The sequence below is a fragment of the Segatella copri genome (assembly GCF_009494835.1).
GTDB lineage: Bacteria > Bacteroidota > Bacteroidia > Bacteroidales > Bacteroidaceae > Prevotella > Prevotella copri_F.
The window spans coordinates 19,735-46,367 of the sequence record NZ_VZBE01000026.1 but is presented as its reverse complement, the minus strand read 5'-3'; the positions used below and the strand labels follow the sequence as shown (position 1 = coordinate 46,367).

General features: G+C 39.6%; 24 protein-coding genes and 1 pseudogene. All 25 read left to right on the top strand.

Features of this window, described 5'->3' with window-relative positions; translation table 11 throughout:
* Window position 1 precedes the first annotated feature (1 nt).
* The 25 genes and pseudogenes from F7D47_RS04700 to F7D47_RS04580 all read left to right on the top strand — a co-directional run bounded on the left by F7D47_RS04700 (window position 2) and on the right by F7D47_RS04580 (window position 26,594).
* Window positions 2-3,511 (top strand): hypothetical protein, encoded by a 3,510-nt coding sequence (locus tag F7D47_RS04700; RefSeq protein WP_153086590.1) that lies wholly within the window; start codon window positions 2-4, stop codon window positions 3,509-3,511.
* Window positions 3,504-3,962 carry a response regulator gene (locus tag F7D47_RS04695; RefSeq protein ID WP_153086591.1) on the top strand — a complete coding sequence of 153 codons (459 nt, stop codon included), beginning with the start codon at window positions 3,504-3,506 and terminating at the stop codon, window positions 3,960-3,962. Before F7D47_RS04700 ends, F7D47_RS04695 begins: the two co-directional genes overlap by 8 nt.
* Complete coding sequence (locus F7D47_RS04690; protein WP_153086592.1) at window positions 3,959-4,975, top strand: response regulator; 1,017 nt, start codon at window positions 3,959-3,961, stop codon at window positions 4,973-4,975. Before F7D47_RS04695 ends, F7D47_RS04690 begins: the two co-directional genes overlap by 4 nt.
* A 293-nt stretch (window positions 4,976-5,268) precedes the next feature.
* A complete protein-coding gene (locus tag F7D47_RS04685; RefSeq protein ID WP_153086593.1) occupies window positions 5,269-6,285 on the top strand; it encodes a ParA family protein in 1,017 nt (338 codons plus the stop codon).
* A 37-nt stretch (window positions 6,286-6,322) separates the two neighbouring features.
* The gene (locus F7D47_RS04680) at window positions 6,323-6,721 is read left to right on the top strand and encodes a hypothetical protein (RefSeq protein ID WP_153086594.1); all 399 of its coding nucleotides are present in this window, start codon (window positions 6,323-6,325) and stop codon (window positions 6,719-6,721) included.
* Window positions 6,722-6,821: 100 nt separating this feature from the next.
* Window positions 6,822-7,796, top strand: a complete 975-nt coding sequence (locus F7D47_RS04675) for a hypothetical protein (protein WP_153086595.1) — start codon at window positions 6,822-6,824, stop codon at window positions 7,794-7,796.
* 298 nt (window positions 7,797-8,094) lie between these two features.
* A complete protein-coding gene (locus tag F7D47_RS04670; RefSeq protein ID WP_153086632.1) occupies window positions 8,095-9,420 on the top strand; it encodes a UDP binding domain-containing protein in 1,326 nt (441 codons plus the stop codon).
* A gap of 11 nt (window positions 9,421-9,431) precedes the next feature.
* A complete protein-coding gene (locus tag F7D47_RS04665) occupies window positions 9,432-10,649 on the top strand; it encodes an AAA family ATPase (protein ID WP_153086596.1) in 1,218 nt (405 codons plus the stop codon).
* A 3-nt stretch (window positions 10,650-10,652) separates the two neighbouring features.
* A complete protein-coding gene (locus F7D47_RS04660) occupies window positions 10,653-11,204 on the top strand; it encodes a hypothetical protein (RefSeq protein WP_153086597.1) in 552 nt (183 codons plus the stop codon).
* A 174-nt stretch (window positions 11,205-11,378) separates the two neighbouring features.
* The gene (locus F7D47_RS04655; protein WP_153086598.1) at window positions 11,379-12,422 is read left to right on the top strand and encodes a mannose-1-phosphate guanylyltransferase; all 1,044 of its coding nucleotides are present in this window, start codon (window positions 11,379-11,381) and stop codon (window positions 12,420-12,422) included.
* Between the two features lie 13 nt (window positions 12,423-12,435).
* Window positions 12,436-13,344, top strand: a complete 909-nt coding sequence (rfbA, locus tag F7D47_RS04650; protein ID WP_153086599.1) for a glucose-1-phosphate thymidylyltransferase RfbA — start codon at window positions 12,436-12,438, stop codon at window positions 13,342-13,344.
* Between the two features lie 91 nt (window positions 13,345-13,435).
* Window positions 13,436-14,350 (top strand): dTDP-4-dehydrorhamnose reductase, encoded by a 915-nt coding sequence (gene rfbD / locus F7D47_RS04645; protein ID WP_153086600.1) that lies wholly within the window; start codon window positions 13,436-13,438, stop codon window positions 14,348-14,350.
* 60 nt (window positions 14,351-14,410) lie between these two features.
* Entirely contained in the window at window positions 14,411-15,541 is a 1,131-nt protein-coding gene (locus F7D47_RS04640; RefSeq protein WP_153086601.1) for a dTDP-glucose 4,6-dehydratase, read from the top strand.
* Between the two features lie 5 nt (window positions 15,542-15,546).
* The gene (gene rfbC, locus F7D47_RS04635; protein ID WP_153086602.1) at window positions 15,547-16,131 is read left to right on the top strand and encodes a dTDP-4-dehydrorhamnose 3,5-epimerase; all 585 of its coding nucleotides are present in this window, start codon (window positions 15,547-15,549) and stop codon (window positions 16,129-16,131) included.
* 37 nt (window positions 16,132-16,168) lie between these two features.
* Entirely contained in the window at window positions 16,169-17,509 is a 1,341-nt protein-coding gene (gene rfbH, locus F7D47_RS04630; protein WP_153086603.1) for a lipopolysaccharide biosynthesis protein RfbH, read from the top strand.
* A gap of 43 nt (window positions 17,510-17,552) precedes the next feature.
* Window positions 17,553-18,365, top strand: a complete 813-nt coding sequence (gene rfbF, locus F7D47_RS04625; RefSeq protein ID WP_153086604.1) for a glucose-1-phosphate cytidylyltransferase — start codon at window positions 17,553-17,555, stop codon at window positions 18,363-18,365.
* A 9-nt stretch (window positions 18,366-18,374) separates the two neighbouring features.
* Window positions 18,375-19,454 (top strand): CDP-glucose 4,6-dehydratase, encoded by a 1,080-nt coding sequence (gene rfbG, locus F7D47_RS04620; protein WP_153086605.1) that lies wholly within the window; start codon window positions 18,375-18,377, stop codon window positions 19,452-19,454.
* On the top strand, window positions 19,451-19,801 hold the full coding sequence (locus tag F7D47_RS04615) for a hypothetical protein (RefSeq protein WP_153086606.1): 351 nt from the start codon (window positions 19,451-19,453) through the stop codon (window positions 19,799-19,801). Before rfbG ends, F7D47_RS04615 begins: the two co-directional genes overlap by 4 nt.
* Window positions 19,768-20,364 (top strand): NAD-dependent epimerase/dehydratase family protein, encoded by a 597-nt coding sequence (locus F7D47_RS04610; RefSeq protein WP_228113409.1) that lies wholly within the window; start codon window positions 19,768-19,770, stop codon window positions 20,362-20,364. Before F7D47_RS04615 ends, F7D47_RS04610 begins: the two co-directional genes overlap by 34 nt.
* On the top strand, window positions 20,339-21,256 hold the full coding sequence (locus F7D47_RS04605) for an NAD-dependent epimerase/dehydratase family protein (protein WP_153086608.1): 918 nt from the start codon (window positions 20,339-20,341) through the stop codon (window positions 21,254-21,256). Before F7D47_RS04610 ends, F7D47_RS04605 begins: the two co-directional genes overlap by 26 nt.
* Before the next feature lie 66 nt (window positions 21,257-21,322).
* Complete coding sequence (locus tag F7D47_RS04600) at window positions 21,323-22,222, top strand: glycosyltransferase family 2 protein (RefSeq protein WP_194252628.1); 900 nt, start codon at window positions 21,323-21,325, stop codon at window positions 22,220-22,222.
* Window positions 22,223-22,590: 368 nt separating this feature from the next.
* Window positions 22,591-22,740 (top strand): annotated as a pseudogene (locus F7D47_RS04595) (DapH/DapD/GlmU-related protein); the annotation flags it as partial.
* An 8-nt stretch (window positions 22,741-22,748) separates the two neighbouring features.
* On the top strand, window positions 22,749-24,284 hold the full coding sequence (locus F7D47_RS04590; RefSeq protein ID WP_153086610.1) for a lipopolysaccharide biosynthesis protein: 1,536 nt from the start codon (window positions 22,749-22,751) through the stop codon (window positions 24,282-24,284).
* Entirely contained in the window at window positions 24,281-25,441 is a 1,161-nt protein-coding gene (locus tag F7D47_RS04585) for a glycosyltransferase (RefSeq protein WP_153086611.1), read from the top strand. The genes F7D47_RS04590 and F7D47_RS04585 overlap by 4 nt, the downstream gene beginning before the upstream one ends.
* Window positions 25,422-26,594 (top strand): glycosyltransferase family 4 protein, encoded by a 1,173-nt coding sequence (locus F7D47_RS04580; RefSeq protein WP_153086612.1) that lies wholly within the window; start codon window positions 25,422-25,424, stop codon window positions 26,592-26,594. Before F7D47_RS04585 ends, F7D47_RS04580 begins: the two co-directional genes overlap by 20 nt.
* Window positions 26,595-26,633: the final 39 nt, after the last annotated feature.

Here is a 26,633-nt window from a genome sequence, read left to right as displayed (position 1 = left end):
TATGTTTTTCAATACATGCATTCCCATGGTATCGCCAAGGATGAGAAACTATCAGGTTTCTTCCTGTTTCCTTAGCGTGAAGGGTGGTAAACTTGATTGGCTTCGCATAGCCACACAACTCAAAAACTGTGGCAATCCCCAGCTCATCATGTCTGCTACCGATGATATAGCCCATCATCAAGGTGTCATCGACCGGGTGATATGGGGTAATGCCATGCCTGCGTCTATCAAGACCTTGGGTAATGGAGCCAACTGCTATTTCTTCAAGCCTGTTTCTCTCGACAATGAGCTGGGATGGGTCATTACAGGATTGCGTCGGTATAAGAAGCAGCTGCACGAGTTTGTGCAGATCCGAGATGCAGTGGAGCGCCATATCTTGCTGGGCAATTATACAGAAGCTCATGCCATCTTGGATGAATCGCTTAAGAAGGTAGGTTATACGGTATGGTATTATGAGATGAAACTTCTCATATATGGTTATCAGGACAATCTCCAGGCAGTCCTTACAACGCTGAGCAATGTAAACAAGGAGAAGAAGAGCGACAAGGTAGGTATCGTGAGTGAATTGCTGAATTATCTGGCAAATCGCAGTCTTAAAAATTCCTCTGCCATCGAGTATGATATCAATCTCGTATCCCGGTACAAGCGGAATCGCAACGACTTCCAGAACGACCGTTACAATTATTTCCTCTTCCGGCTCAACTACTATCAGCATTATGACATAGATGATCTTTCTGTAACGCTCATCATGGAGTCGCTCAATTCTGCCATCGACCGCTACAATCTTCTGCTCTATGTGTTGCGTTCCTATCTTATCAAGGAACCGGAACATATGGCAAGTGTCTTGCATTTTGCTCGCAAGCTCTATCGTTTGTCGGGTGACAGCCTGCTTTATCCATTCCTGGCAATCAATGATGTGCAGAAAATGCCAGAGGATTACTATTCCGAAGAGTTCATCCGTATCCTGGATTACTATTATACAGGCAAGTATGAGGAAACAATCACGGCATGCAGGAATTTCTTGCTGAAGGATCCTTCTAATTTTGATGTAGTCAAGTTATACAGCCGTGCCTTGTTGTTCCTGCATCGGGGATTTCGAAACATCGACGGCAATAAGGATTGCATACTCAACGAGATAGCCTTCAATGTTTATCGGGTGATGACCGAGAAAGACAACGACCAGTACAAGGATACCCTTTATAAACTCAACAAGCATATCTATGGTTTCCAGATAGCAGCAGGTCTTGATTACTTCATCCGTGAGGAGCGCAATACGAGTCGATGCGAAACCTTGCGCCAACTCTCCATGACCTGTTTCGATCCTTATTTCAATGGCATCTTCCAGGATGATGACATACGTCAGGAATATATAGAGGCAGCCCTGCAGCGGATGCCTCATTCCAAGGCTCTCAACTATCAGCACCAACGCATACTGAAAGAGGTCATCGAGGATACGAGCATCGTGTCATACATTCGTGACGTTGATAATGCCAAGATATTGTTCGAAAACGGAATGTATGAGGAGGCATTGGAAAAGTGGAAGGTTATTCTTGACGATAATCACGACATTACGCCTACAGCCCAGACGGCAGTGGAATATATCTTCCGTTCTTATATGAAACTGGGAGTAGAATATCGTCAGCAGGCAGTTCGCTTCTATATCGACAAGTACATCGATAACAAGGCGTTTGTTTCGAAGATAGATACCCACCAGTTCCTTGCCGACATCAAGAAGCAGCGCTACGAAGGTATACGTAACAATATCGATTTCCTGCTTTTCATATTCCTCAATGCTGAGAAATATCCTCAGAAGCAGTTTGTGCTGGAGCGATATTGCAAGTATGAGGGTGTCAATTATCCTTCAGAGTTGATAGAACTCATGACCGGCAAGTCACCAGCCAAGGTAGAACTTTTCTTCTATATCTTGCTGACGGATGACATTCTCTATCATCATTACAAGTTGAAGAGTACCATGGATGTGCTGGAGGAAAAGCTCAAGATTGTAAGTTTCCTGCGCATGAAGTCACCTGACGACAAGCGATATTCCGCCATCTATACAGAACTGATGCACGAGTTGATTGCCTATCGAGGCATGAAGAAGCTCGATGACAGCAAAATCTATGTCAACGAGGAAGCAGTTTTCAAGTATGAATTGCAAGGCATATCCGACTTATACGACCGCTTCAAGAAACAGGCAGCCTTGGCAAATCAGGATCGCGTATATTACCTGGTTGGCGGATTGGATTATTCCAGTACCGAAAAAAATGCCGAGATGATAAATAATGTCGCCACATATTCTGATAATGTAATAGCTGAGGCTGCTACCCAGCTTTTTGATGTGATTCGCAGAGCATTTTTGAAGAGCCGTTTTGGATTGGGCACTTATCTCAGTACCCGTATTCGCCATGGTGTATTTGAGGGAGAGTTGCGTTCAGGCTTGGCACGTCTCAACTTGGTATATAGTACCGAGGGCACCACATATATTCCTAGCCATGTATGGCAAAGGGAATTTAATCTCGATGCAAAAAGCAACGATATTCTCAATAAGTCAATCATAGAGTTCTCCAAGAAGATAGATCATCTTATCTCAGAGTTCAAGGATACCGTGATACAGATTCATGTGGATGAGAATGACAACATGATGGGTGATTTCAACTATGAGGTATCCACCGATGACATCTGCACTCGTTTCCTGCAGATAGAAAGTACGGCTTCCGGAGTTGAAGACTTCTGCCGTCAGGTGATGGTATATCTCTGGGAGATTACCGAGCAACGCCTCGAAAAGATTCGTGGCAAGGTGAAGAATGAGCTGGCACCAGGCATGTTTGCCTTGCTCATCGACCTGGAATCGTCCATCCAGTCGCTTTCTACCGTACCAGAGCTCTACAAGCAACTCAACTCCACCATCAACAAGGCACGTGAGGAACTTACCGCCAAGCTGGCAAAGGTAGAGAAGTGGTTCTATCGCCAGGCTACCAAGTATGATGATTTCTTACTCGATAACCACATGCAGATGGCATTGGAATCTGCCGTCAAGTATATACCTGAGTTGAACGAGACAGGCAATGAGTTGTCGCTCGACATCAAACTGCACATTCGCTCGGAATACAGTGCCTCCATGTTCGATCTCTTCACCATATTCTTCAGCAATATGCTGAAATATTGCAAAAAGGAGCAGCGCTTTTCCTTTGGTATCAGTCCAACGGTGAAGGATGGGCACATTTTGCACCTGCAACTTGTTAACGACTTGCCTGATGGTACGGATGAGGACAGACTCAACCAGATATTCTATGAGCGCCTGCAAGACCAGTGCCGTCTCCAGAAGGAGAAAGGTAGTGGTTTGGTAAAGGCTATGAACATCCTGCAATTTGAGTTTGGCGACCAGAACAATTATTTCACCATCGTGGCGAAGGACGGTAAATGCCACACAGACATATATTTCAATCTCAACGAAATGCTGGTAGACACATCCCAGCTGAATCATCTCCCTTCATCTATAGCTTATGAGTAAGAACAAAAGAATACTCTTGGTAGAAGACTATGAGGAAAAGGCAAAGGACATCAGAAATTTCCTGAAGGCGAAATTCCCTGATTCCAAGGTCTATCATTGCACCTCTTATAATTCCGCCCAAGAGATGATATTCGAGGCAGAGCAGGAGTACGATCTTATCCTTCTCGATATGTCGATGAGCACCTTCGATCTCAACGATGATGCCAGTGGAGGCTTGCCAGAGCCAGCCGCAGGTCAAAATATCCTGGAGGGAATGTATCTGCGCAATATCTCCACGCCGGTCATAGTTGTCACGATGTACAACGTGTTTGGACGCAAGGAACTTGCCACCTTCGATATAGAGTTGAAAGAACAATATCCCGATAATTACCGTTCCTATGTTTACTATTCAGCCCAGAAGGGCGACTGGCGCAACAGGTTGGAACAACAGATTAAAAGCATATTCTCATGATAGACATACTGATAATGGACGATTCCGGCATCAAGGTAGAAGCGCTTCGTCACGTCATAACCAATCTCCTGCCACATGGAGAGGTGAAAATTGATACTGCTCCCAATATCTACAAAGGTAGGCTGCAGATGCAGGCAACGCAATACGATCTTCTTATTCTCGACATGGTGATGCCACATCATGAAGACGAAGAGCAATCGCATACGGCAGGAGCGGAGTATCTGGATGAAATCTATCAGAACGAGAGCATCAAGGTGCCTCTTCAGGTGATAGGTTTGACCGAATATGAAAAAGAGTTCACCCAACAGCAGCAGGATTTCCGTGACAAGCTATGGCATCTTCTCTTTTATAGTCACAAGGATACTAACTGGCGCAAAGACCTTCAGCAGAAGCTTCTACAGCTGCACCAGTTTAAGAAGTCGCTTGCAGAAAGCCTGGAGAATCGTTGTAAATACGATGTAGCTATCATCTGCACCCATGCCGAAGAATTTGAGCAAATGCTGAATACCTTTAGCCGTTGTCAATGGGATTATATGGAAAATGACGCTTTGCCCTATATCTTTCGCACGGCAACTATCCATACTGCAGGCTTGCATGAGCTTCGCATCATAGCGACATGCACAGATAAACCTGGAGTATGCGCCACTTCTGTTCTGGCTACTGCATTATATACGGTATTCAAGGTTGATACCGTCTTTATGGTGGGTTCGGTATCGGGATTGGAAAAAGAGAATCATGCCGAGGAACATATTGTTGTGGCAGAATGCATCAAGGGCAAAAATAAGGCAGAAAGTCCGGAAACCGCCAATCGCTCATTATTAGTCAAGATGTCTTCCTTCCTTTCCGAGTCAGACAATCCTTCCGTGCAGGTTTCGCGCCAGGTTGATGATGTGGAAGGCTATTCTCTTTATTATGCTTCCCATACCTTGGATAAGAAATCACTTAGCATAAAATCTTCAAAGGTAAGCCAAAGTGCTAAACTCCTTTATGATTTTATCCGTGAGATGCTATAGGAGGGGAAAATAGAAGAAAAAATGCAATAGGCTGCGATGGCAGATGCAGCCTATTGCGATGAGGAATGCAGCAGGCTGCAATGGCAAATGAAGTTAACTTCGTTGAAATTGAAGAAAAAGGCATTCTTACCCGCATGATTCAAAAATAACTTTTTCAAAAAACTGATAGGTGTAACTGCTAGTAATATAGTGGTGACGCTGTATTGGTGATATACGACAGAACGAACCAAATCTCTCAAACAAGTGAGTTAATATTGGAACATAGAACTGGATACAATATAAAAAATACAATAATGAGAACATATACATTTTGGAATAATAAAGGAGGCACTGGTAAAACAAGCTTGTGCTTCCAGAGTGTCTTGGAATATTCTCTGATTCATCAAGACCAAAGAATTTTAGTGGTGGATTTATGCCCACAAGCAAATTTGTCAGAGTTGCTATTGGGTGGAATGGAAAATAATGGTGCAGCGCATTTGGATGCTTTGTATCAATCTCAGCCTCGAAAGAGTATTGGAGGTTATTTTGAGGAGAGAATGCAGACACCTTTTGCTTATGCGACAAAGGTAAATCCTAGGGAGTATGTTTCTAGTCCAGTAACGGTGAATGCTAATATCCCACAAAATGTAGAACTAGTAGCAGGAGATCGTTTGGTGGAATTGCAGTCAAGTTTTATTTCTTCATTGACAGCTAATAAGATGCCTTCTGTTAATACGTATATTACAGTGATTGCATGGTTACGTGATTTACTGCAAGCGTTAGAAGAATATGATATCGTTTTTATAGATACAAATCCGAGCTTCTCTATTTATACACAGATAGCTTTGGCGGCAACTGATAGACTCATAGTTCCTGTTATGGCTGATGATTCTTCTAAGCGTGCCCTGTCAAATGTCTTGAGCTTAATATATGGTTATAAATTACCATCTAAAATTTATGCTTCTTATACTTTCAATAGTGAATTAACAAAAGCAGGCATGACATTGCCTCAAATACATCTTATAGTTAAGAATCGAATTACCCAATATATGGGAACGGCTGCAGCATATAGAGGAGTCTTGGCTTCCATAGACCAGGAGATAAATACCTTGATGAATGCCAATCATCAATATTTTTCAAGTAATAATGTTATAATGGAGGTGAGAGATTTTCAAACTTCAGGAGTTGCAGCTTTTGCAGAAGCAAAAAGCTTCAGTCAGTTGGTAAACGATCGAAGAATAAGGACAATTGGAGGCGAACGAGTTCAGTTGGATATTAATCAAATTCAAAATAATCAGCAGAGTATTGCTGGTATTGTTGCTCGTTTATAATATCATATAAGTTATATAGTATAATACCCAAAATATTATGTGTGATTTTACTGAAGAACAGAAACTGGCAGTTTGGAATAAAGGCAGAAAAGTAGAAGAGTTTCAGGATAGATATGTTCGTAAGGACGCTTGTGGTGCTTGGATGCTTTTTGAAAAGTATGGTGATCGTGATAGCCCTTTTGGTTGGGAAATTGATCATGTTTATCCCAAGTCAAAATTGGAAGCTCTTGGGGTTCCAACAAATTTGATAAATGATATTGATAATCTGCGACCGATGAATTGGCATAATAATCAGTCTAAAGGTTCAGATTACCCTTCTTATATGTCTGTGTTAAAAGCAGAAGATAATCATAATATAGAATGTGAGGATTCGAAATTGGTAAATCCTACAACACAAAGAAAAATATCTAGACTTTATCAGGAATATGGTATCTAGTTTTAGTTCTTTTATTGAGTTTTTTGCAGCAGTTTATGTTACAATGTGCATAGATAATGCATATTGTAAACAGTTTTGGACGCCTGTTTATTATAAAGAAATGAATAGTTTGTTGTCTAGTTATGATTTTACAGCAAGTAATTTGTCGATAAATAAAATTAAAGATGAAATAGAATCAACAAACAAAAGAGTGCAAAGTTATTCCCAGCATAAAGGAAGTATTATGCTATGTTATTGTGTTGTTCTTTTGACTTTTATTGGTTTTGAAGATTCTAAAGATGGTATAAGTAATTATTTACCATTAATTTATTGCTCTTTGGCTGTTGCCATTCTAGTCGTTGTTCCAAATTTTTTATTAAGATCTTGGAGATGGGTTGTTTTTTGGTTGATAGTATTTGCTTTTTTATATTATTATATAACTATAACAAGCTGTCAGTTTCTCTTAAACAATCCGATAGTATCTTTATTGTATGAGCATATTCGTTTTTCTCTTGTAATTTTAATAAGTTTTCCGATATTACACCAATTATATTTAGATTGGTTGTATTCTCGAATTTATAAAGCATATTTAAAAGATAAGATACACGATGAATATAATAAGTATAAAAGGTCTTTGGATGGCATTCAAAATCATCAAGAGACGTTAGTTCATAAACATTATAAAGAAGCGTGTTTTAAAAGTTGTTTTTCTAATAGGGATGATGAGTCGGATGAAACGTTGACTTTGTTTAACGATGTGTTGAGAAATAGACTTTTATCGGTTGCATCTCCATGGCAATTGACACTACTCTATTCGTTATTTGTACATTGGATAAAGGTTTTAAGAGATAAAGTTATTCTTCGTTTCTTTCATGAAGAAGTTGACGAAGAAATTCAGCCTAAAGGGGAGTATGATCTAAGTAGATTCTTGATAAAAGATTATTCTGAGTCATATAGGGATTATCTAATTGAAGCAAAGAAGCCTGGTGGTCCCAAAAATATTAAAGCTTATTGTAGGGCAAAAGGCTTGAGTGCAGAAGAGATGATAATTTGGGTAAAGAAAAATAACCCGAAGAGAAAGAATAAGCAAGATTGATATTCTGCAATTATGAATAGAATGAGAGTCTAATTTACTCAATACAGAATTATGAGCTAGCCGATAGTTCCTCTATCTCTGTTGTGTTAGTAAGACTTTATTACTCTCTAGGCGGTCCCATACCGCACAACCATGGCGAAGACCTTTGATGGTCTGCCAACCTTAGAGCGTAGCGGTTCCGAGCACCGAGTAGGGCGGTTTCCCTCTTCTTCCCTGAGGGGAGAAGACCGAGATGAGAGGTGGAGCCTTCTTTAATGGTAAAGAAGGACGGGTTGATTTTAGAAATAACACTATAATGATGAAAAATTTTAAAGATATAAAAGTAGCAGTAGCCGGTACCGGCTACGTAGGTCTGAGCATAGCAACCCTGTTGTCTCAGCACCATCATGTAACAGCAGTAGATGTAATCCCAGAGAAGGTGGAGAAACTCAACAACAAGATTTCTCCAATCCAGGATGATTACATCGAAAAGTATTTGGCTGAAAAGCCATTGAACCTCGTGGCAACCCTTGACGGCAAGTCAGCCTATAAGGATGCAGACTTCGTAGTGATTGCAGCACCAACCAACTACGACCCAGTAAAGAACTACTTCGATACATCCCATGTAGAAGAAGTTATCGACCTGGTTCTGGAGGTAAACCCAGATGCAGTGATGGTCATTAAGAGTACCATCCCTGTAGGTTATACCCGTAGCCTCTACTTGAAGTATGCCAAGAAGGGCGTGAAGAAGTTCAACCTTCTCTTCTCTCCAGAGTTCCTTCGTGAGAGCAAGGCACTCTATGATAACCTTTACCCAAGCCGCATCATCGTAGGCTATCCAAAGATTATCGATCGCCCTGAGTTCGCAGAGGAGAACGAGGCAATCAAGTCAGTAACCAATGTCGAGATGTTGAAGGAAGCAGCCAAGACATTCGCCGCTTTGCTCCAGGAAGGTGCCATCAAGGAAAACATCGATACCCTCTTCATGGGTATGAAGGAAGCTGAGGCTGTCAAGCTCTTTGCCAACACCTATCTGGCACTCCGAGTAAGCTACTTCAATGAGTTGGATACATACGCAGAGGTAAAGGGACTTGATACCAAGGCAATCATCGAAGGTGTAGGTCTTGACCCACGAATCGGCACTCATTATAACAATCCAAGTTTCGGCTATGGTGGTTATTGCTTGCCAAAGGATACCAAGCAGCTCCTGGCGAATTATGCCGATGTTCCGGAGAATCTGATAGAGGCAATCGTAGAGAGCAACCGTACCCGTAAGGACTATATTGCTGATGCCGTACTCCAGAAGGCAGGCTATTACAGCTATGCCGATGCTAACAGCTATGATGCCAGCAAGGAACACAACTGTGTGATTGGTGTCTATCGTCTGACCATGAAGTCAAACAGCGATAACTTCCGCCAGTCAGCCATCCAGGGCATCATGAAGCGTATCAAGGCAAAGGGTGCCGAGGTAGTCATCTATGAGCCAACCTTGGAAGAGGGTAGCACCTTCTTCGGCAGTAGAGTAGAGAACAATCTCGAAGCATTCAAGGCACTGTGCCATGCCATCATCGCTAACCGCTACGATGCTTGTCTGGATGATGTAAAGGATAAGGTATATACTAGAGATATTTTTAGAAGAGACTAAAAAATATTATTATGATAACAAAACTTTTCATAGACAACTATAAGGGCTTCGATAAGACATTTATTCCTATAGAGAATGTTAATTTCTTGGTCGGAGATAATAGTACAGGTAAATCGACAGTGATGGATTTGTTGTATCTCATAGATCACAATCATAACCCATTTATATTTAAGTTTAATCAGGATTCAAAGATGGGGAATTTCTTTGATATGGTAAACAGATATTCTGATGATAAATCATACTTTTCTTTTGCTTGTGAAAAGAAAATAGATGATAAACGTTGTTTTTTCAAGTGGAAATTCACAAATGATAATGGAGCTGCTTCTGTTGTTGAATATCAATCTACAGCAAATAACAAGACAATCATTCTTAGTAAGAAGAAAAATGATAATGTCGAACTTTATACACGAGCAACTGAAGATGATTTTCGTTTGTGGATAGAACATTCTACAAGTGATTATTTTGAAGATATTGATGAAAAATCAGAAAATGGCTTGTTGTTTGATTTGATGGTTGGTGACAAGACTCGATTTCCGAAGGTGTTGAGCCAGAAAGATATGCTGCGATTTTCTCCAGTCAGAGCACAGGCGAAGCCGTATTATGATTCGTATGAGCGAGATTTTGTACCAGAAGGTGATCATATCGCATTTTTTCTAAAATCATGTTTTGATAAAAGAAATGGAAAGACTAACTCTATTATTGAAACGTTAAATCAATTTGGACAGGAGAGTTCTCTGTTTGAAGGTGTAGAGGTGGAGTCATATTCTGGTTCAGGTTCATCTTCACCTTTTTCTCTCGATTTGAAGTATGGTAAGGTAAAGATAAATATCTCAAATGTTGGATATGGTGTATCTCAAGTGATGCCTCTTATTGTTGAGATGCTTCGTCGCAAAAAAACTCAAATAGCAATTCCGCAACCTGAGGTTCATCTTCACCCAAAAGCTCAATGTGCTTTTGGAACGTTGGTATTTAAAAATTGGAGAGATAATGCCAATTCTTTTTTACTGGAAACTCATAGTGAATACATGATAAACCGTTTTCGCTATGAGATGCATCATGCTGAGAAAAAGCCTAAAGGAGAGGCGCAAGTTTTGTTTTTTGAAAGAACAGAGGCTGGTAATGTAATTACGGTAATGCCTATAGGAAAGAATGGCAGGTTTAATTGTGAGATACCTGATAGTTATGGGGATTTCTTTGTTGATGAGGAGTTGAGAATGCTTGATCTTTAGCTTATGTGTATTATTGTAGATACCAATACATTCGGACCGGTTTTCGATTCGAATAATGAAAAACATGCTGAATTCAAACCAGTTTTGGATTGGATCTTGCATGGTAAAGGGAAGTTAGTTATCGGCGGCTCGAAATATATGGCAGAACTGAAGAAAGCCCAAAAGTTCCTTAAGGTATTCGGCGTTTTAAATGTCTATAAGAATAAAGTTATTCGGTTGGATACAGCCGAAGTAGACAAAGAACAAGAAAGAATTGAGGCTATGATTTCAGACACTGATTTTGATGATCCTCATCTTCCTGCTATGGTGATTGTTTCCAAATGTCGTTTGATATGTTCCGATGACAGTCGTAGTATTCGATTCGTAACAAATCCTGATCTTTATCCAGATAAGGTAAAAACTCCAAAGTATTATACAGGTAGTAGAAACTGCGATTTGTTGTCTGATAAATATATAGATAAAAGATACAAACCTCTTGAAAAAATACCCCAGAATACGGCAGATGTAATAGAAACAAAAATAAACTCATGCTTGACCAAACAAAGTAAGAAATGAGTTTTTGAGTATTTTAAGTTAAAGCCATATAAAAATCCCTTCATATTTTATAAGATTCGGGGTATAATAATGAAAAATAGTTATACTAATCCAAAAGTAGTGTTCATGGGTTACGCTTTTGACACAAAAGCGTTGAAGTACAAGTTCTTTCATTGTAGAGATAGATATTTAATAATGGATATACAAATTATTATCATGGCGGGCGGCGTAGGTAGCCGCTTCTGGCCTATGTCAACCCCCGATTACCCAAAGCAGTTCATTGATGTGATGGGTGTGGGGCGTTCCCTTATTCAATTGACAGTAGATAGATTGAAGCCAATCTGTCCTGTCGAAAACATGTGGGTAGTGACAAACGAGAAATACATTCGCATTGTCAAGGAGCAAATCCCTGACATGCCAGTAGATAACATATTAGCAGAGCCGGAGGCTCGCAATACAGCTCCATGTATCGCTTATGCCTGTTGGAAGATCCAGAAGAAGCATCCTGATGCCAACATCGTGGTGACACCATCCGATGCCCTGGTGATCAATACCACCGAGTATCAGCGAGTGCTCTGCAAGGCACTGAGTTATACTTCCGACAAGAACGCCATCGTTACTATCGGTATTAAGCCAAGCCGCCCAGAAACAGGCTATGGCTATATAGCCTCAGCAGAGCCAACATCCGTAGATGAAATCTACAAGGTTGAGGCTTTCAAGGAAAAGCCAAATCTGGAGACAGCCGAGCAATACCTTGCCGCTGGCAATTACTATTGGAATGCCGGAATCTTCGTTTGGAACATCGATACCATCAGCAAGGCAATCCGTACCTTTCAGCCTCAGCTTGCCAGCATCATGAACGAGATGGCTCCTTCTTTCTATACCGAACAGGAGAAAGAGGTAGTCGGCAAGCTCTTCCCAACCTGCGAGAAGATAAGCATTGACTATGCCGTGATGGAGAAGTCGAAGGAAATCTATACCTTGCCAGCCGAGTTCGGCTGGAGCGACTTAGGCAGCTGGGGAAGTCTCCGTACCTTGCTCCCACAAGATGATGCTGGCAATGCCAAGGTAGGCAAGGACATCCGATTGTATGAATGCACGAACTGCGTGGTTCATGCAGCCGATGAAAGCAAGGTGGTAGTTCAAGGCTTGGATGGCTATATTGTAGCCGAGAAGAATGGACAACTGCTTGTTTGCTCTTTAAAGGAAGAACAGAGAATTAAAGAATTTGGAAAATAATTAATATCATATCATGAAAGGAATAGTATTAGCAGGTGGTAGCGGAACACGCTTATACCCCATCACGAAAGGTATCAGCAAGCAGCTGATTCCTATCTTTGATAAACCGATGATATATTATCCTATTTCGGTTTTGATGTTGGCAGGTATTCGTGAGATACTCATTATTTCAACACCATTCGATTTGCCAGGCTTCAAGCGCCTCTTAGGCGATGGAAGCCAGTTCGGAGTCAAGTTCGAGTACGCTGAGCAGCCATCACCAGATGGCTTAGCCCAAGCCTTCATTATCGGAGAGAAATTTATTGGCGATGAGGCTGCTTGTCTTGTTCTTGGTGACAACATCTTCTATGGTGCAGGTTTGAACAAGATGCTTCATCAGGCAGTAGTAGATGCAGAGCAGAACGACAAGGCAACCGTCTTCGGTTATCGTGTCGGCGATCCTGAGCGATATGGTGTAGCAGAGTTCGATGAGCAAGGCAATTGCCTCAGCATTGAGGAGAAGCCTCAGCATCCAAAGAGCAACTATGCTGTGGTAGGCTTATACTTCTATCCTAACAAGGTGGTAGAAGTAGCTAAGCATATCAAGCCATCCGCTCGTGGTGAGTTGGAAATTACCACCGTTAATCAGGAGTTCCTGAAGGATAAGCAACTGAAGGTACAGACCATGGCAAGAGGATTTGCCTGGCTCGATACCGGAACTCATGATTCTCTTTCAGAGGCATCTACCTTTATTGAAGTTTTGGAGAAGCGCCAGGGCTTGAAGGTGGCTTGTCTGGAAGGAATTGCATACCGCCAAGGTTGGATTACTGCAGAACAGTTGAGAAAAAATGCACAGCCTATGTTGAAGAACGACTATGGAAAGTATCTGCTTTCAATCCTTGACGAAGTAAATAGTACATTAAAGAAGAATTTAGAATATTAAAATATAAGATAGGTGAGGGAGAGAATAAGAGCATTTTTTAAGCTACTTTTCGCTCTGTTCTCAAACTCATCTATCTCTCTTTAAGTAAAATATGAACATACTAGTAACAGGTGCTAACGGTCAGCTTGGTAATGAGATGCGTATCGTTAGCCAAAATACAACAGATCATTATATCTTTACCGATGTCAATCAGGTAGAAGGTTTGGAAACTACTTTCCTTGATATCACCGATATTGATGCCATCCGTAAGATGGTGAAGGAAAATGATGTGAAAGCCATCGTGAATTGTGCGGCATGGACCAATGTGGATGCTTGCGAAACTGATGAGAAACTGGCTGCATTGGCTGAAAAACTCAATGCGGATGCTCCTGAGAATCTGGCTAAGGCGATGAAGGAGGTGGATGGTTTGCTCATTCAAATCTCAACAGATTATGTCTTTGGTAAGGAACCTTATAATGTGCCATGTAATCCAGATCAGAAGGGAACTCCTACTGGCGTATATGGAACAACGAAGCTTCATGGTGAGCAGAAGATCATGGCTACTGACTGTGACTATGTGATTATCCGCACGGCGTGGTTGTATTCTGAGTTTGGCAAGAACTTCTGCAAGACGATGCTCAACCTGACGGCCACCAAGCCACAGTTGAAGGTTGTCTTCGACCAATGTGGTACACCTACCTACGCACTCGATCTGGCTAATGCCATCATCACCATATTGGATAAGGTAAAGGCTGCCCAGAGCAAGAATGAATATGTTGGAGTTTATCATTTCTCAAACGAGGGTGTCTGCTCCTGGTATGATTTTACTCAGATGATTGCAAGAATAGCCGGTCATACGGAATGCGATATCCAACCTTGTTATAGCTCGGAGTATCCTTCTCCTGTAACTCGTCCTGCTTATTCCGTATTGGATAAGCGAACCATCAAGGAGACCTTTGGTGTTAAGGTTCCTTATTGGGTGGATTCTCTGGAGAAGTGTATTGCTAATCTTAAGCAGGATTGTTAGAAGTCTGCTCAAAAATACTAATCATAAAGTTTAAAGTTCAATTTTCAAAGTTCAAAGTAAATGAAGAATATCATCATTACTGGCGGTGCGGGATTTATCGGCTCGCACGTCGTAAGGCTTTTTGTGAATAAATATCCTGAGTATCATATTATCAACCTCGACAAATTGACATACGCTGGCAACCTTGCCAACCTCATGGACATCGAAGATAAGTCAAACTATACATTCGTGAAGGGCGACATCTGCGACTTCGATCTCATGCTCAAGCTCATGAAGGAGTATCAGGTGGATGGTATTATCCATCTAGCTGCCGAGAGCCACGTGGATCGAAGCATCAAGGATCCTTTCACCTTCGCTCAGACCAACGTGATGGGAACCCTGTCTCTGCTCCAGGCTGCCAAGATTTACTGGGAGAGTCTTCCTGAGGGTTACGAGGGTAAGCGCTTCTACCACATCTCTACCGATGAGGTGTATGGTGCATTGCAGATGACTCACCCTGAGGGCATTCCTGCTCCTTTCACTACCAAGGCATCCAGCGATAAGAACCATGAGGCTTACGGCGAGGAGTTCTTCCTGGAGACAACCAAGTACAATCCTCACTCTCCATACTCAGCATCAAAGGCAAGCTCAGACCACTTCGTCCGTGCTTTCCACGATACATACGGTATGCCTACCATCGTGACCAACTGCTCTAACAACTACGGTCCATACCAGTTCCCTGAGAAGTTGATTCCGTTGTTCATCAACAACATCCGTCATCGCAAGCCATTGCCAGTATATGGTAAGGGTGAGAACGTGCGCGACTGGTTGTATGTAGTAGATCATGCCCGTGCCATCGATATGATTTTCCACAAGGGTAAGATAGCCGAGACTTACAACATCGGCGGTTTCAACGAGTGGAAGAATATCGATATCATCAAGGTGGTAATCAAGACTGTTGATAGATTGCTCGGCAGAAAGGAAGGCGAGGATATGGATCTCATCACTTATGTAACCGACAGAAAGGGTCACGATATGCGTTATGCTATTGACTCTAGAAAGCTGCAGAAGGAACTCGGTTGGGAGCCATCTCTCCAGTTTGAGGAGGGTATCGAGGAAACTGTGAAATGGTATCTCGATAACCAGGAATGGATGGATAATGTAACATCGGGTGATTACCAGAAGTATTACGACAACATGTATAATATATAAAAGGTATGGACTTAATAAAGACTGATATTGAAGGCGTTCTCATTATAGAGCCACGCCTCTTCCGTGATGCTCGTGGCTACTTCTTCGAGAGCTTCAGCGAGCGAGAGTTTGAAGAAAAGGTCTCTCCTATCCTGGGGCACAGTGTTCACTTCTGCCAAGACAACGAGTCAATGAGCAGCTATGGCGTGATGCGAGGCTTGCACTTCCAGCGTCCACCTTACACACAAAGCAAGCTAGTACGCTGCGTAAAAGGTAGAGTCCTCGATGTAGCTGTAGATATTCGTAAAGGTTCCCCTACTTATGGCAAGCATGTAGCTGTAGAACTGACAGAAGACAATCATCGCCAGTTCTTCATCCCAAAGGGCTTTGCTCATGGTTTCGCAGTCCTTTCAGAGACAGCCGTCTTCCAATACAAGTGTGATAACTTCTATCACCCAGAGGCAGATGGAGGTATCTCTATCTTGGATGAATCACTCGACATCGATTGGAAAATCCCGACAGAGCATGCCAATCTCTCAGAGAAAGATACAAAGCATGCAATGCTGAAAGACTTTGATAGTCCGTTCGATATAAACATAAATCTTTATTAATATAACTCGTTTAAATGTAAATAAATTAACATAAGATATGTCTAAAAAAGAAGAATTAAAGAAACAGATTCTCGAATTGACACGAGAATATTATCGTGAGGTACATGGTCAGAAGCAGGAGTTTGTTCCTGGCAAGACCAAAGTGAATTATGGCGGTCGTTATTTTGATGACGAGGAGATGGTGAACTTGGTAGACGCCTCTTTGGACTTCTGGCTTACTGCTGGTCCTTGGGCTCACAAGTTTGAAACACGCTTTGCCAAGTGGTTGGGAGTGAAGTATTGCTCACTCTGTAACTCTGGTTCTTCTGCAAATCTCCTTGCCTTTAGTGCACTTACTGCTCCAGAACTGGGCGATCGTGCTATCAAGCGAGGTGATGAAGTGATTACTGTGGCAGCTGGATTCCCAACAACAGTATCTGCTATCCTTCAATATAATGCTGTGCCTGTTTTCGTGGATATGAGCATCGAGGAGAGTAATATTGATACCACCCAGTTGGAGGCTGCGCTTTCTCCTAAGACTAAGGCGGTGATGATTGCACACTCATTGGGTAATCCTTTTAACCTTCAGGCTGTGGTCGATTTCTGTCGCAAGCATAACTTGTGGTTGGTAGAAGATAACTGTGATGCACTTGGTTCAGAGTACTTCATCGATGGTGAGTGGAAGAAGACTGGTACTATTGGGGATATCGGTACCTCCTCATTCTATCCTCCTCACCACATGACCATGGGTGAAGGTGGCGCAGTCTATACCAATAACCCTGAGCTTCACAAGTATGTGATGAGTTTCCGTGACTGGGGACGTGATTGCTGGTGCGTAGGTGGTGTGGATAATACCTGTGGTTGCCGCTTTACAAAGCAGTTTGGTCAGTTGCCATTGGGCTATGACCATAAGTATGTATATAGCCACATGGGTTATAACTTGAAGGCTACCGACTTGCAGGCAGCCATTGGTTGTGCCCAGTTGGAGAAGTTGGATGACATCGTGGCTCGCCGCCGTGAGAATTTTGATTATCTCCACAAGGGATTGGAAGGTGTCAAGGGACTTTTACTTCCTGAGCCACAGAAGAACAGCAAGCCTAGCTGGTTTGGATTCTTCATCAACGTATTGCCAAATGCAGGTTATACTCGTACTGAGTTGACCAAGTACTTGGAGGATCACAAGGTACAGACTCGCAACCTCTTCGCTGGTAATCTCTTGAAGCATCCTGCTTTCGACCAGTATGTATTGAACAAGGATTATCGAGTAGTGGGTGATTCTCTTCCTGTCACAGATAGCATCATGAACGATTGCTTCTGGATTGGAGTTTATCCAGGCATGACTCAGGAGAAACTCCAGTATATGATAGATACCATCAAGGCTTTTGTTGCTACCAAATAAGGTAGCAACTAAGTCTAATCAGATTAACCAAATTTTTAGAATTATGAAGGTCGTATTATTGGCAGGTGGCTTTGGCTCACGCATCAGTGAGGAGAGCCAGTTCAAGCCAAAACCGATGATAGAGATTGGCGGAATGCCTATCCTCTGGCACATTATGAAGGAGTATTCCTACTATGGTCATAATGAGTTTATCATCTGTGCAGGCTATAAGCAGGAGTATATCAAGGAGTGGTTTGCCAACTATTTCCTCCACAATAGTGATGTCAGTTTCGATTGGCGAAACGGCAGCAATGAGGTAACCATCCATCATAGTGAGTTGGAGCCATGGAAGGTAACTGTGGTAGATACAGGCTACAACACCATGACTGGTGGTCGCATCAAGCGCATTCAGAAATATGTGGGTGATGAACCATTCTTTATGACTTATGGTGATGGTGTTTGTGATGTGGATATCAACAAACTCTTGCTGTTCCACAAGTCTCATGGCAAACTCGCTACCTTGACCGCTGTCAAGATAAAACAAGAGAAGGGCGTGCTCAATATAACAAAAGACAATGCAGTAAAATCTTTCCGTGAGAAGAATATCACCGATGGTGCACCTATCAATGCTGGATATATGGTTTTGGAACCAAAGGTCTTTGACTATATCGAAGATGATACAACAGTTTTCGAGCGTGAGCCATTGGAGCGTCTTGTTGAGGAAGGTCAGCTGATGTCTTATATCCATGAAGGCTTCTGGCAGTGTATGGACAATGTACGTGAGAAGGCTTTGCTCGAAAAGTTGCTTGCCGATGGTACTGCACCTTGGAAACGTTGGGAGCGTTCTATTCCTAATGTACCAGAATATGCTAAATAAAATATCAATATGAAAGACATTTTTAATAATTTCTATAAGGGAAAGCGAGTCCTTGTTACTGGTCATACAGGTTTCAAGGGAAGCTGGCTTTCTCTTTGGCTTCATGAGTTAGGAGCCGAGGTTGTAGGAGTAGCCTTGAAGCCATACTCTGATAAGGACAATTTCGTATTGTCTGGTATAGGCAGTAAGATAAAGGCTGACATACGTGCAGACATTCGTGATGGTGAGAATCTGAAACAAATCTTTGCTGAGTATCAGCCAGAGATTGTCTTCCACCTAGCTGCTCAGCCATTGGTGCGTTTGAGTTATGACATTCCTGTGGAGACTTATGAAGCCAATGTGATGGGAACCATCCATGTGATGGAGGCAATCCGTGCTACCGATAGCGTGAAGGTAGGTGTGATGATCACCACCGACAAGTGCTATGAGAATAAGGAGCAGATTTGGGGCTATCGAGAGGACGAACCTATGGGAGGTTATGACCCATATTCGTCTTCCAAGGGTGCAGCCGAAATCGCCATCAACTCTTGGCGTAGAAGTTTCTTCAATCCTGCCGATTATGGCAAAAAGCATCATGTGAGCCTTGCTAGTGTAAGAGCTGGTAACGTGATCGGTGGTGGTGATTGGGCTTTGGACAGAATCATTCCTGATTGCATTCGAGCAATAGAGAATGATAAGGTGATAGAGATTCGTTCACCAAAGGCGATTCGTCCATGGCAGCATGTATTGGAACCATTAAGTGGTTATATGCTCTTAGCTTCCAAAATGTGGGATGAGCCAACTAAGTATTGCGAAGGATGGAACTTCGGACCTCGCACCGAATCCATTGCCAATGTTTGGGATGTGGCAAGCAAACTTATCCGCAATTATGGCAAGGGTGAACTGAAGGATGTATCAGATCCTAACGCCCTGCATGAGGCTAAGCTCTTGATGCTAGACATCAACAAAGCTCATTTCAAATTAGGTTGGGAACCTCGCATGAATATTGACCAATGTATGGCAATGGTTGCCGATTGGTACAAACGTTATCAGAACGAGGATGTTTACCAACTATGTGTAGAACAGATAAATAATTATTCAGCTAAATGAACATTCATTTAATTGGTTCCAATGGAAGTTTGGCTACCTCAATAGGTAAGTATTGTAATAGCAAAGGGCATCATTTGAATGTCTTCGGACGTTCGATGCCAAAAAACTATCAATATGACCAGTTTGTTAGCTTAGACTTACTGAAAGATTCATTGGATAACCCTGAACTTTATCAGGCAGATGTACTTATCTATGCAGCTGGCGCAGGAGTTCAGTCTTACTTATATGAATCAGAAAATCAGATATATAGGCTGAATGTAGAAGTTCCAATCAAACTTCATCAGCAGCTAAGTCAAACTAGTATAGGGGGGCAATTCTCGTCTCTTTTGGCTCCTATTTTGAGATAGGAGAAAATTCAGAAAATAGATCATTCTCGGAGAATGATTTGCTGCTGTCCATGAGACGTGTGCCCAATGCCTATTGCATTTCTAAGCGACTTCTTTCAAGATATTTCTCGTCAGTGTCAGATAAGGCTTCTTTTCTACATTTCATACTTCCTACGATTTATAGTGAATATGAAGACCAAAATCGTTTGATACCTTATATGTTGAGAGCGATTAAGAATGGAGAAAAGCTATCTTTCACTTCTGGTGAACAGGTAAGACAATATCTTTATGTGGATGAAGTGCCAAAAATAATAGAAGAAGCTATAGATAGGCATATCCCTAGTGGAATATATAACATAGAGGGTAATGAGACTTTGAGTGTGAAGCAAATCGTATGTAAGTTGCTTGAGGCTTATGGCATCCAACCCGACGTGGGTATGTTCGGAACAGCTCAGCGCCAAGACGAAGGAATGAAGATTCTTCGATTGGATGGTAGCAAACTTAACTCCCTGATTGATCATTATTGTAATCATACAATATTATCAGTCCTAGGGAAATATGAATCCTTTATTAGACAAACATAAACAAGTATTTTTAATAGGTGGTAGTGGATTTATTGGAAAAAATCTTGCTGTGTATCTGTCGGAAAAAGAGTATGCTGTTACTGTTTTTGACAAGTACATAGATAAAGAGTTTTTTCTCCAGTATCCAAGTATTCAAACATATCAGTTGGACCTTGTAGAAGAAAAGATTCCAGCAGATTATTTAACACCTGATTACATCATCAATTTAGCATCCATAGTAACAGCAGCAAGAGACTTTAGTCTATTTGACGGTTTGATTTCTTCAAATCTCAAAGTTCTTTTGAATCTATATGAAAGATTTAAAGAAGACAAGAATCTAAAGCTGTTCATTCAGTTTGGCAGTTCGGAAGAATATGGCAATGAAGGCTCTCCTTTTAAGGAGACCATGAGAGAATCCCCAAATTCTCCTTATGCTCTTGTTAAGCAGTTGACAGTCAATACGACCTTGATGCTTCATAACAATTATGGATTTCCATCTATGGTTGTACGCCCTGGCAATTTGTTTGGCAAATTCCAAAATAGCAGTAAATTCATTCCTTATGTTATTGAACAGTTGAAAAATAATGCACCTCTAAATGTGACCCCTTGTGAACAGAAGAGAGATTTCATATATGCAGAGGATTTTGCATGGTGTATAGAACAATTGTTGCAGCATTATGATAAAGCAGTAGGTGAAATCGTTAATGTAGGAAGTGGTGAAAGCGTTTCACTGAAGAGCATTATTGAGATTTGCAAGAAGCATATATCAAGCCAGTCTATAATAAACTATGGTGCACTAGCTTATCGTGAGAATGAAGTGATGGACTTGAGATGTGATATAGGTAAGTTTGAATCAATAATAGGTACTTGTATACATTTTAATTTGCCAAATAGGCTAGTTCAAATAATTTAAAAAAATAGTTTTTATATGTCATGTAAGTCGGTTTTGAAATTTGGAAATGATGCTTTGCTTAACAATGTGAAGATAACTGTATTGATGCCAATTTTCAATCATAATAAATTTTTGTTAGAATCAATTACTTCTGCACTATGTCAAGATTGTACGGTGAGCTATGCGATTTTGATAGTTGACAATGATGCAAATGATGAATATCATAATTTAGATATCATAAAGAAGCTTGAAAGTGACAAAATTGTCTATTATAGAAATACGGAAAACTTAGGTATGGTTGGCAATTGGAATCAATGCTTGCTTTTGTCTAAATCTAAATATGGAGTTTTTTTACATGATGATGATAGATTAAAAACAAATTCTTTGAAATATTTGTCATCGTTGAGTGAAAAATATTCGGATTTTGCGATAATTGGCAATACAGATTTCATTGATAATAAATCTGAGATTATTAAAAAATGTGGCAGTAAACTTTCTCCCTATACAATAACTCCAAGTGATATGGTGATTAATAATGCTTGTAGCAATGGAGTCGGAAGTTTGTTCCGCTTGGATTATCTTAGACAATTGGGCGGTTTTGTTGAAGACGATTATCCTTGCTTAGATTATGCTTTATTTGCAAGATATGTAGTGGCATATGGAGCAGTCAGAACCAGAGTGTCAACTGCCGATATTCGATTGGCGGAGAATGCTACATTAAGCTGTTATCCAGAAATGGCAGATTCTAATAGAAAAGTTCGTTATTCTTTAATAAATTCAATCAAGCTGCCACATTGGTTTTTAAAGTTTTTTATAGGACTATCTTATATCCAAGAACAAGAATATTTGTATGCAACATATAGTGAACTTCCTTGCCCTTGTAAGAATACTAAGGCAAAGCGAATGATGTATAGATGTTGCCTCAAGGTCTTGAGATTATATAAACGTTTTCAACTGTTGTCTTATGCTAAAAAAAATCGTAGTTAAAATTTCGGATTTATGGTTGTTCCTTAGTGACAGAAAATTGTATTATTTTCGAAAAGGAAAATGTATAAGTCGTAAAATCTCTCTAAGTATACAGAACTTAGATGATTGCAAATTAGGGAATCATATTATAATTAGTGATTATACTAAAATTGCTGTAGACAATAGATTTGCAAGCAACAATGCCAAGTTGCTTATCGGTGATAACACTTACATTGGGGAATTTAATAATATTAGAGTAGGAGGAGCTGATATTAATATCGGCTCTAACTGCCTAATTAGTCAGCATATAACTATTGTTTCTTCTAATCATTCGATAGCTATGGGGGGGGCAAATTAACGAACAAGGTTGGATTGCTAAGCCTGTAATTATTTGTGATGATGTCTGGGTTGGAGCAAATTCCGTAATATTGCCAGGTATAACTATAGGAAAAGGAGCTGTTGTTGGGGCGGGCTCTGTTGTCACAAAAGATGTACCAGCATATGCAATAGTTATGGGAAATCCAGCAAAAATTAAAAAATATAGAGAATGATAAATGAAAATTCTGCAAATAAGAGATTAATTAAGAATACACTTCTGTTATATTTTCGTATGTTCTTGTCAATGGCAATGTCGCTGTATTTAAGTAGAATAACATTGTCATATTTAGGAATAAATAATTATGGTATTTATAATGTTGTGGGTGGCGTTGTAATGTTGATAACAGTAGTTTCATCTGCATTTACAAGCTCTTCACAAAGATTTTTATCAATATCCTTAGGTAAGGATGATATTAATGGAGTAAATCGATGTTTCCTGACGATACAAAATATACACATTTTGTTGGCTGTTATCTTTTTAATTTTGGCAGAGGCTTGTTCTGTATGGATGATTGAAGATTATTTGACGATACCTAAAGAGAGAATATCTGCTGCTTATGTGGTTTTCCATTTGTCGGTTCTAACGACTCTCTTAACTCTGTTAAATGTTCCTTATCAAGCTTTGCTTATTGCATCAGAAAAGTTTTCTGCATTTGCTTATATTGGTATTATAGAACAGGCTTCTAAGTTAGTAGCTATATTAATCTTGGTTCACTTAAGCGGTGATCATTTGATTCGGTATGCGACACTTCTGTTTGTATTATCTTTGTCTATTCGTTTAGTGTATGCTGTTTACGCTCGTAAGAATTTTAGGCAAATTACTGCTTACAGATTGTTTATTGATAGGGAAAAGTTTAATGAAATTTGGAGGTATGTTTCATGGGCATACTTGGGAAATTTTTCAGGAATTGCTAAAGAACATGGTATAAATATTGTTATTGGTCATTTTTTCGGAGTTGCAATCAATGCAGCAAGAGGAGTTTCTATGCAGGTTTATAATGCGATTTTCCAATTTGGAAATAATTTTGTTGCTGCTTTACATCCGCAAATAACAAAGTGTTATGCCTCGCAAGACTACGATAGAGCAATAAAGTTAGTAGTTAAAGGTACAAAATTTACTTTCTTTTTGATGTATGTTATAGCAGTTCCTATTTTGATTAGGTTAAATCAATTATTGGCTATTTGGCTTAAAGAAGTACCAGAGCATACTCTCATATTTTGTCGGTTGATAATAGCCTTATGTATTGTACGAACGATTCAAGATCCAATAAATACTCTGTATTTGGCAATAGGTAAAATTAAAAAATCACAAATCTTTGCAGCCATTAATACAGTAATTTGCTTACTGTTCTGTGCTTTGCTGTTTTATGTTGGGCTTCCACCTGAATCATCTGTATTCTTGAGCTTATTATTGGAAATTTTTAATATATTAGTAACTTGTCATCTTTTGGCAGAATTAATTAAAATCGATTGGGGAAGTTTCTTTAAAAATGGAGTCGTACCTATTGGAAAAGTTGTTATTATAAGCTTGCCTGCTAATCTCTTCTTTTATTGGATGAGTGGAACGGGAATAGTTTGTACACTATTGATATGTGCTATTGCATTTGTAGTTAATGTTAGCATTGTGTTTTTGTGTGGCTTAGATAAGAATGAAAAAAAATACATAGTTGTTTTATTTAATGAAAAATTGAGGAAATTACAATGAAAATATTATTTTTAATGAGGTTTTGGCCATATTTTGGTGGAGGTGAGACTGTAACTCGTCTTCTCATTAGCGAATTTCTTCGTAGAGGATATGAAATGTATGTCGCTTATTGGTGGGATAGAAGTGAAAATCGTGTCTATTTGGACAAGGATAAAATTTTAAAATTTAAAATGAAGGTCCCTTCTCCATCATCAACAAATGATATACCTTCCTCTTGCTATGAAACTGTTTTTCTTCAATTAGCAGATTTGATTGATAAGCATAATATTGATATTGTAATCAACCAATGGTGGCCTTATGAAATATTCAAAAATAGCTTAAAGATACCATTGATTTCTTGCCATCATTTGAGTGTGATGAAGAAAGAAAGTAATTATGTGAAGAAAGTATATCATCATATCTTTCCACGAAGATTTTATGCAAAGGCTTTTGAGAAATTAAATGGGCTTTATAAAGTTTCGGATGCTTTGGTTTTCTTGGCACATTCATATCAGTGTGAATTTGAAAAATATACGCCAAGCTTTGATAAAGAAAAGAAAACATTCTTTATTCATAATCCTTCAACCTATTCAGGAGATACAACAATGTGTACAGATAAAAAGAAAGAAATTCTTTTTGTTGGACGAATTTATGAGAATCACAAAAAGGTTTCTCGTTTATTATATGTGTGGAAAAATCTATTAGATTTAGGTTACTTAGATTGGAAACTAAAAATCATTGGGGATGGTCCCGACTTAGAAAAGGTTAAACTATTAAGTGGTAGATTAAATCTTTGCAATATAGAGTTCCTGGGCTCAAAAGATCCCTATGAAGATTATTTAACGGCCTCTATATTTGTTCTTACTTCTCAAGTTGAGGGTTGGCCTATGACCATTGTAGAAGCTCAACATTTTGGGGCAGTTCCTGTTGTGATGAATAATTTTTCTGCTTTGAACGAAATGTTATCAAATCATTCTGGAGTAATTGTGGATTCTTCAGATCCGCAAAAAATGGCGTTAGAAATAGCAAAACTAATTGAGGATAAAAAGAAAATGGCGTTATATTCCCAAAATGCAATTCGTCAGTCGAAACTTTATGAAGTTAGTAAAATTTGCGATGATTGGGATGATTTAATCAAAAAAATAATTAGAAAATTCAATGAAAATCATTTATTATAGCAAGCCTTGTTTTGCTGATTGTGATATTCCTTTGATAAAAGAAATGCAGGAAAGAGGGATAGATGTATATTATTATATTCCAATTCCTCGAAATTTTGTAAGTTCTTCCGTAATAGAGTTCCCTAAACCTGTAAGGAAATATGGATTAATATGTGCCAAAGAACTTCCAGAAATGGCATATCTTTCAAAAATGCTAGATTTATCTAAAGTATTCTTTATTTCTGGCTTTAGGAGAACTCCATTATCAATTTTGTCATGGTTACTATGGTTTAAGGTTGCCTTTCATATGTTGAAAAAATGTGCCGATATTTTTCATATAACTTGGCAATTTTCTTTGTGCTTTGAAAAGCTATTCTATTATTTTAAGCCATGCAAGAATGTGGTTATGACAGTGCATGATCCTTTTTCGCATACAGGTAATGATAGTAGCATAGAAGAAAGACGGAGAATAAAAACATTTAGCTATGCTAATGCGTATTTGTTGCTAAACAAAACATTTGTAAATCGTTTTGCTAAGCATTATGGCAAAAATATAAAACAAATATTTGTGAGTAGATTAGGCTCTTACGATGTGCTTGGTTTATTTCCTGATGGTAAGCGAACAGATTTGGATAATTATATTTTATTCTTTGGTACAATAAATAAATACAAAGGAATTGAATATCTATTAGAAGCCATGAGTCTAGTGCATAAAGATTATCCTCGGTTGAAGTTAGTTATAGCTGGTAGTGGTAAGTTTTATTTTGATGTGAGCAAATATACAAGAAATGACTATGTAAAGATAATCCATAAATATCTTACAATGGGCGAATTGTCATGCTTGATAAAAAATGCAAAATTTGTAGTTTGTCCTTATACTGATGGTACCCAAAGTGGCGTGATAAATACATGTTTTACATTATGCAAGCCTATTGTTGCTACTAATGTTGGCGCCTTCTCTGAAAGTGTCATTGATGGAAAAAATGGTTTTCTTGTTTCTCCTAAGGACAGTATAAAATTAGCTGAAAAAATATCAGAATTAGAAAACAATCCTATTCTGATTACCGAAATGGCTTCATATATACGAGAAGAGTGGTTACCAAATCATGGATGGAAAGATATCGTGAACGATTATGTGAAATGTTATAACAATGTTTTGTATGATGAAAAATAACATAATTCTAAAATCATTTGTTTTTATATTCTCCAATAT

Bases quoted from the DNA above. Each gene is read 5' to 3' on its own strand.
- F7D47_RS04700 (WP_153086590.1), top strand. From the start codon at position 2: ATGTTTTTCAATACATGCATTCCCATGGTATCGCCAAGGATGAGAAAC.
- F7D47_RS04695 (WP_153086591.1), top strand. From the start codon at position 3,504: ATGAGTAAGAACAAAAGAATACTCTTGGTAGAAGACTATGAGGAAAAG.
- F7D47_RS04690 (WP_153086592.1), top strand. From the start codon at position 3,959: ATGATAGACATACTGATAATGGACGATTCCGGCATCAAGGTAGAAGCG.
- F7D47_RS04685 (WP_153086593.1), top strand. From the start codon at position 5,269: ATGAGAACATATACATTTTGGAATAATAAAGGAGGCACTGGTAAAACA.
- F7D47_RS04680 (WP_153086594.1), top strand. From the start codon at position 6,323: ATGTGTGATTTTACTGAAGAACAGAAACTGGCAGTTTGGAATAAAGGC.
- F7D47_RS04675 (WP_153086595.1), top strand. From the start codon at position 6,822: ATGAATAGTTTGTTGTCTAGTTATGATTTTACAGCAAGTAATTTGTCG.
- F7D47_RS04670 (WP_153086632.1), top strand. From the start codon at position 8,095: ATGAAAAATTTTAAAGATATAAAAGTAGCAGTAGCCGGTACCGGCTAC.
- F7D47_RS04665 (WP_153086596.1), top strand. From the start codon at position 9,432: ATGATAACAAAACTTTTCATAGACAACTATAAGGGCTTCGATAAGACA.
- F7D47_RS04660 (WP_153086597.1), top strand. From the start codon at position 10,653: ATGTGTATTATTGTAGATACCAATACATTCGGACCGGTTTTCGATTCG.
- F7D47_RS04655 (WP_153086598.1), top strand. From the start codon at position 11,379: ATGGATATACAAATTATTATCATGGCGGGCGGCGTAGGTAGCCGCTTC.
- rfbA (WP_153086599.1), top strand. From the start codon at position 12,436: ATGAAAGGAATAGTATTAGCAGGTGGTAGCGGAACACGCTTATACCCC.
- rfbD (WP_153086600.1), top strand. From the start codon at position 13,436: ATGAACATACTAGTAACAGGTGCTAACGGTCAGCTTGGTAATGAGATG.
- F7D47_RS04640 (WP_153086601.1), top strand. From the start codon at position 14,411: ATGAAGAATATCATCATTACTGGCGGTGCGGGATTTATCGGCTCGCAC.
- rfbC (WP_153086602.1), top strand. From the start codon at position 15,547: ATGGACTTAATAAAGACTGATATTGAAGGCGTTCTCATTATAGAGCCA.
- rfbH (WP_153086603.1), top strand. From the start codon at position 16,169: ATGTCTAAAAAAGAAGAATTAAAGAAACAGATTCTCGAATTGACACGA.
- rfbF (WP_153086604.1), top strand. From the start codon at position 17,553: ATGAAGGTCGTATTATTGGCAGGTGGCTTTGGCTCACGCATCAGTGAG.
- rfbG (WP_153086605.1), top strand. From the start codon at position 18,375: ATGAAAGACATTTTTAATAATTTCTATAAGGGAAAGCGAGTCCTTGTT.
- F7D47_RS04615 (WP_153086606.1), top strand. From the start codon at position 19,451: ATGAACATTCATTTAATTGGTTCCAATGGAAGTTTGGCTACCTCAATA.
- F7D47_RS04605 (WP_153086608.1), top strand. From the start codon at position 20,339: ATGAATCCTTTATTAGACAAACATAAACAAGTATTTTTAATAGGTGGT.
- F7D47_RS04590 (WP_153086610.1), top strand. From the start codon at position 22,749: ATGATAAATGAAAATTCTGCAAATAAGAGATTAATTAAGAATACACTT.
- F7D47_RS04585 (WP_153086611.1), top strand. From the start codon at position 24,281: ATGAAAATATTATTTTTAATGAGGTTTTGGCCATATTTTGGTGGAGGT.
- F7D47_RS04580 (WP_153086612.1), top strand. From the start codon at position 25,422: ATGAAAATCATTTATTATAGCAAGCCTTGTTTTGCTGATTGTGATATT.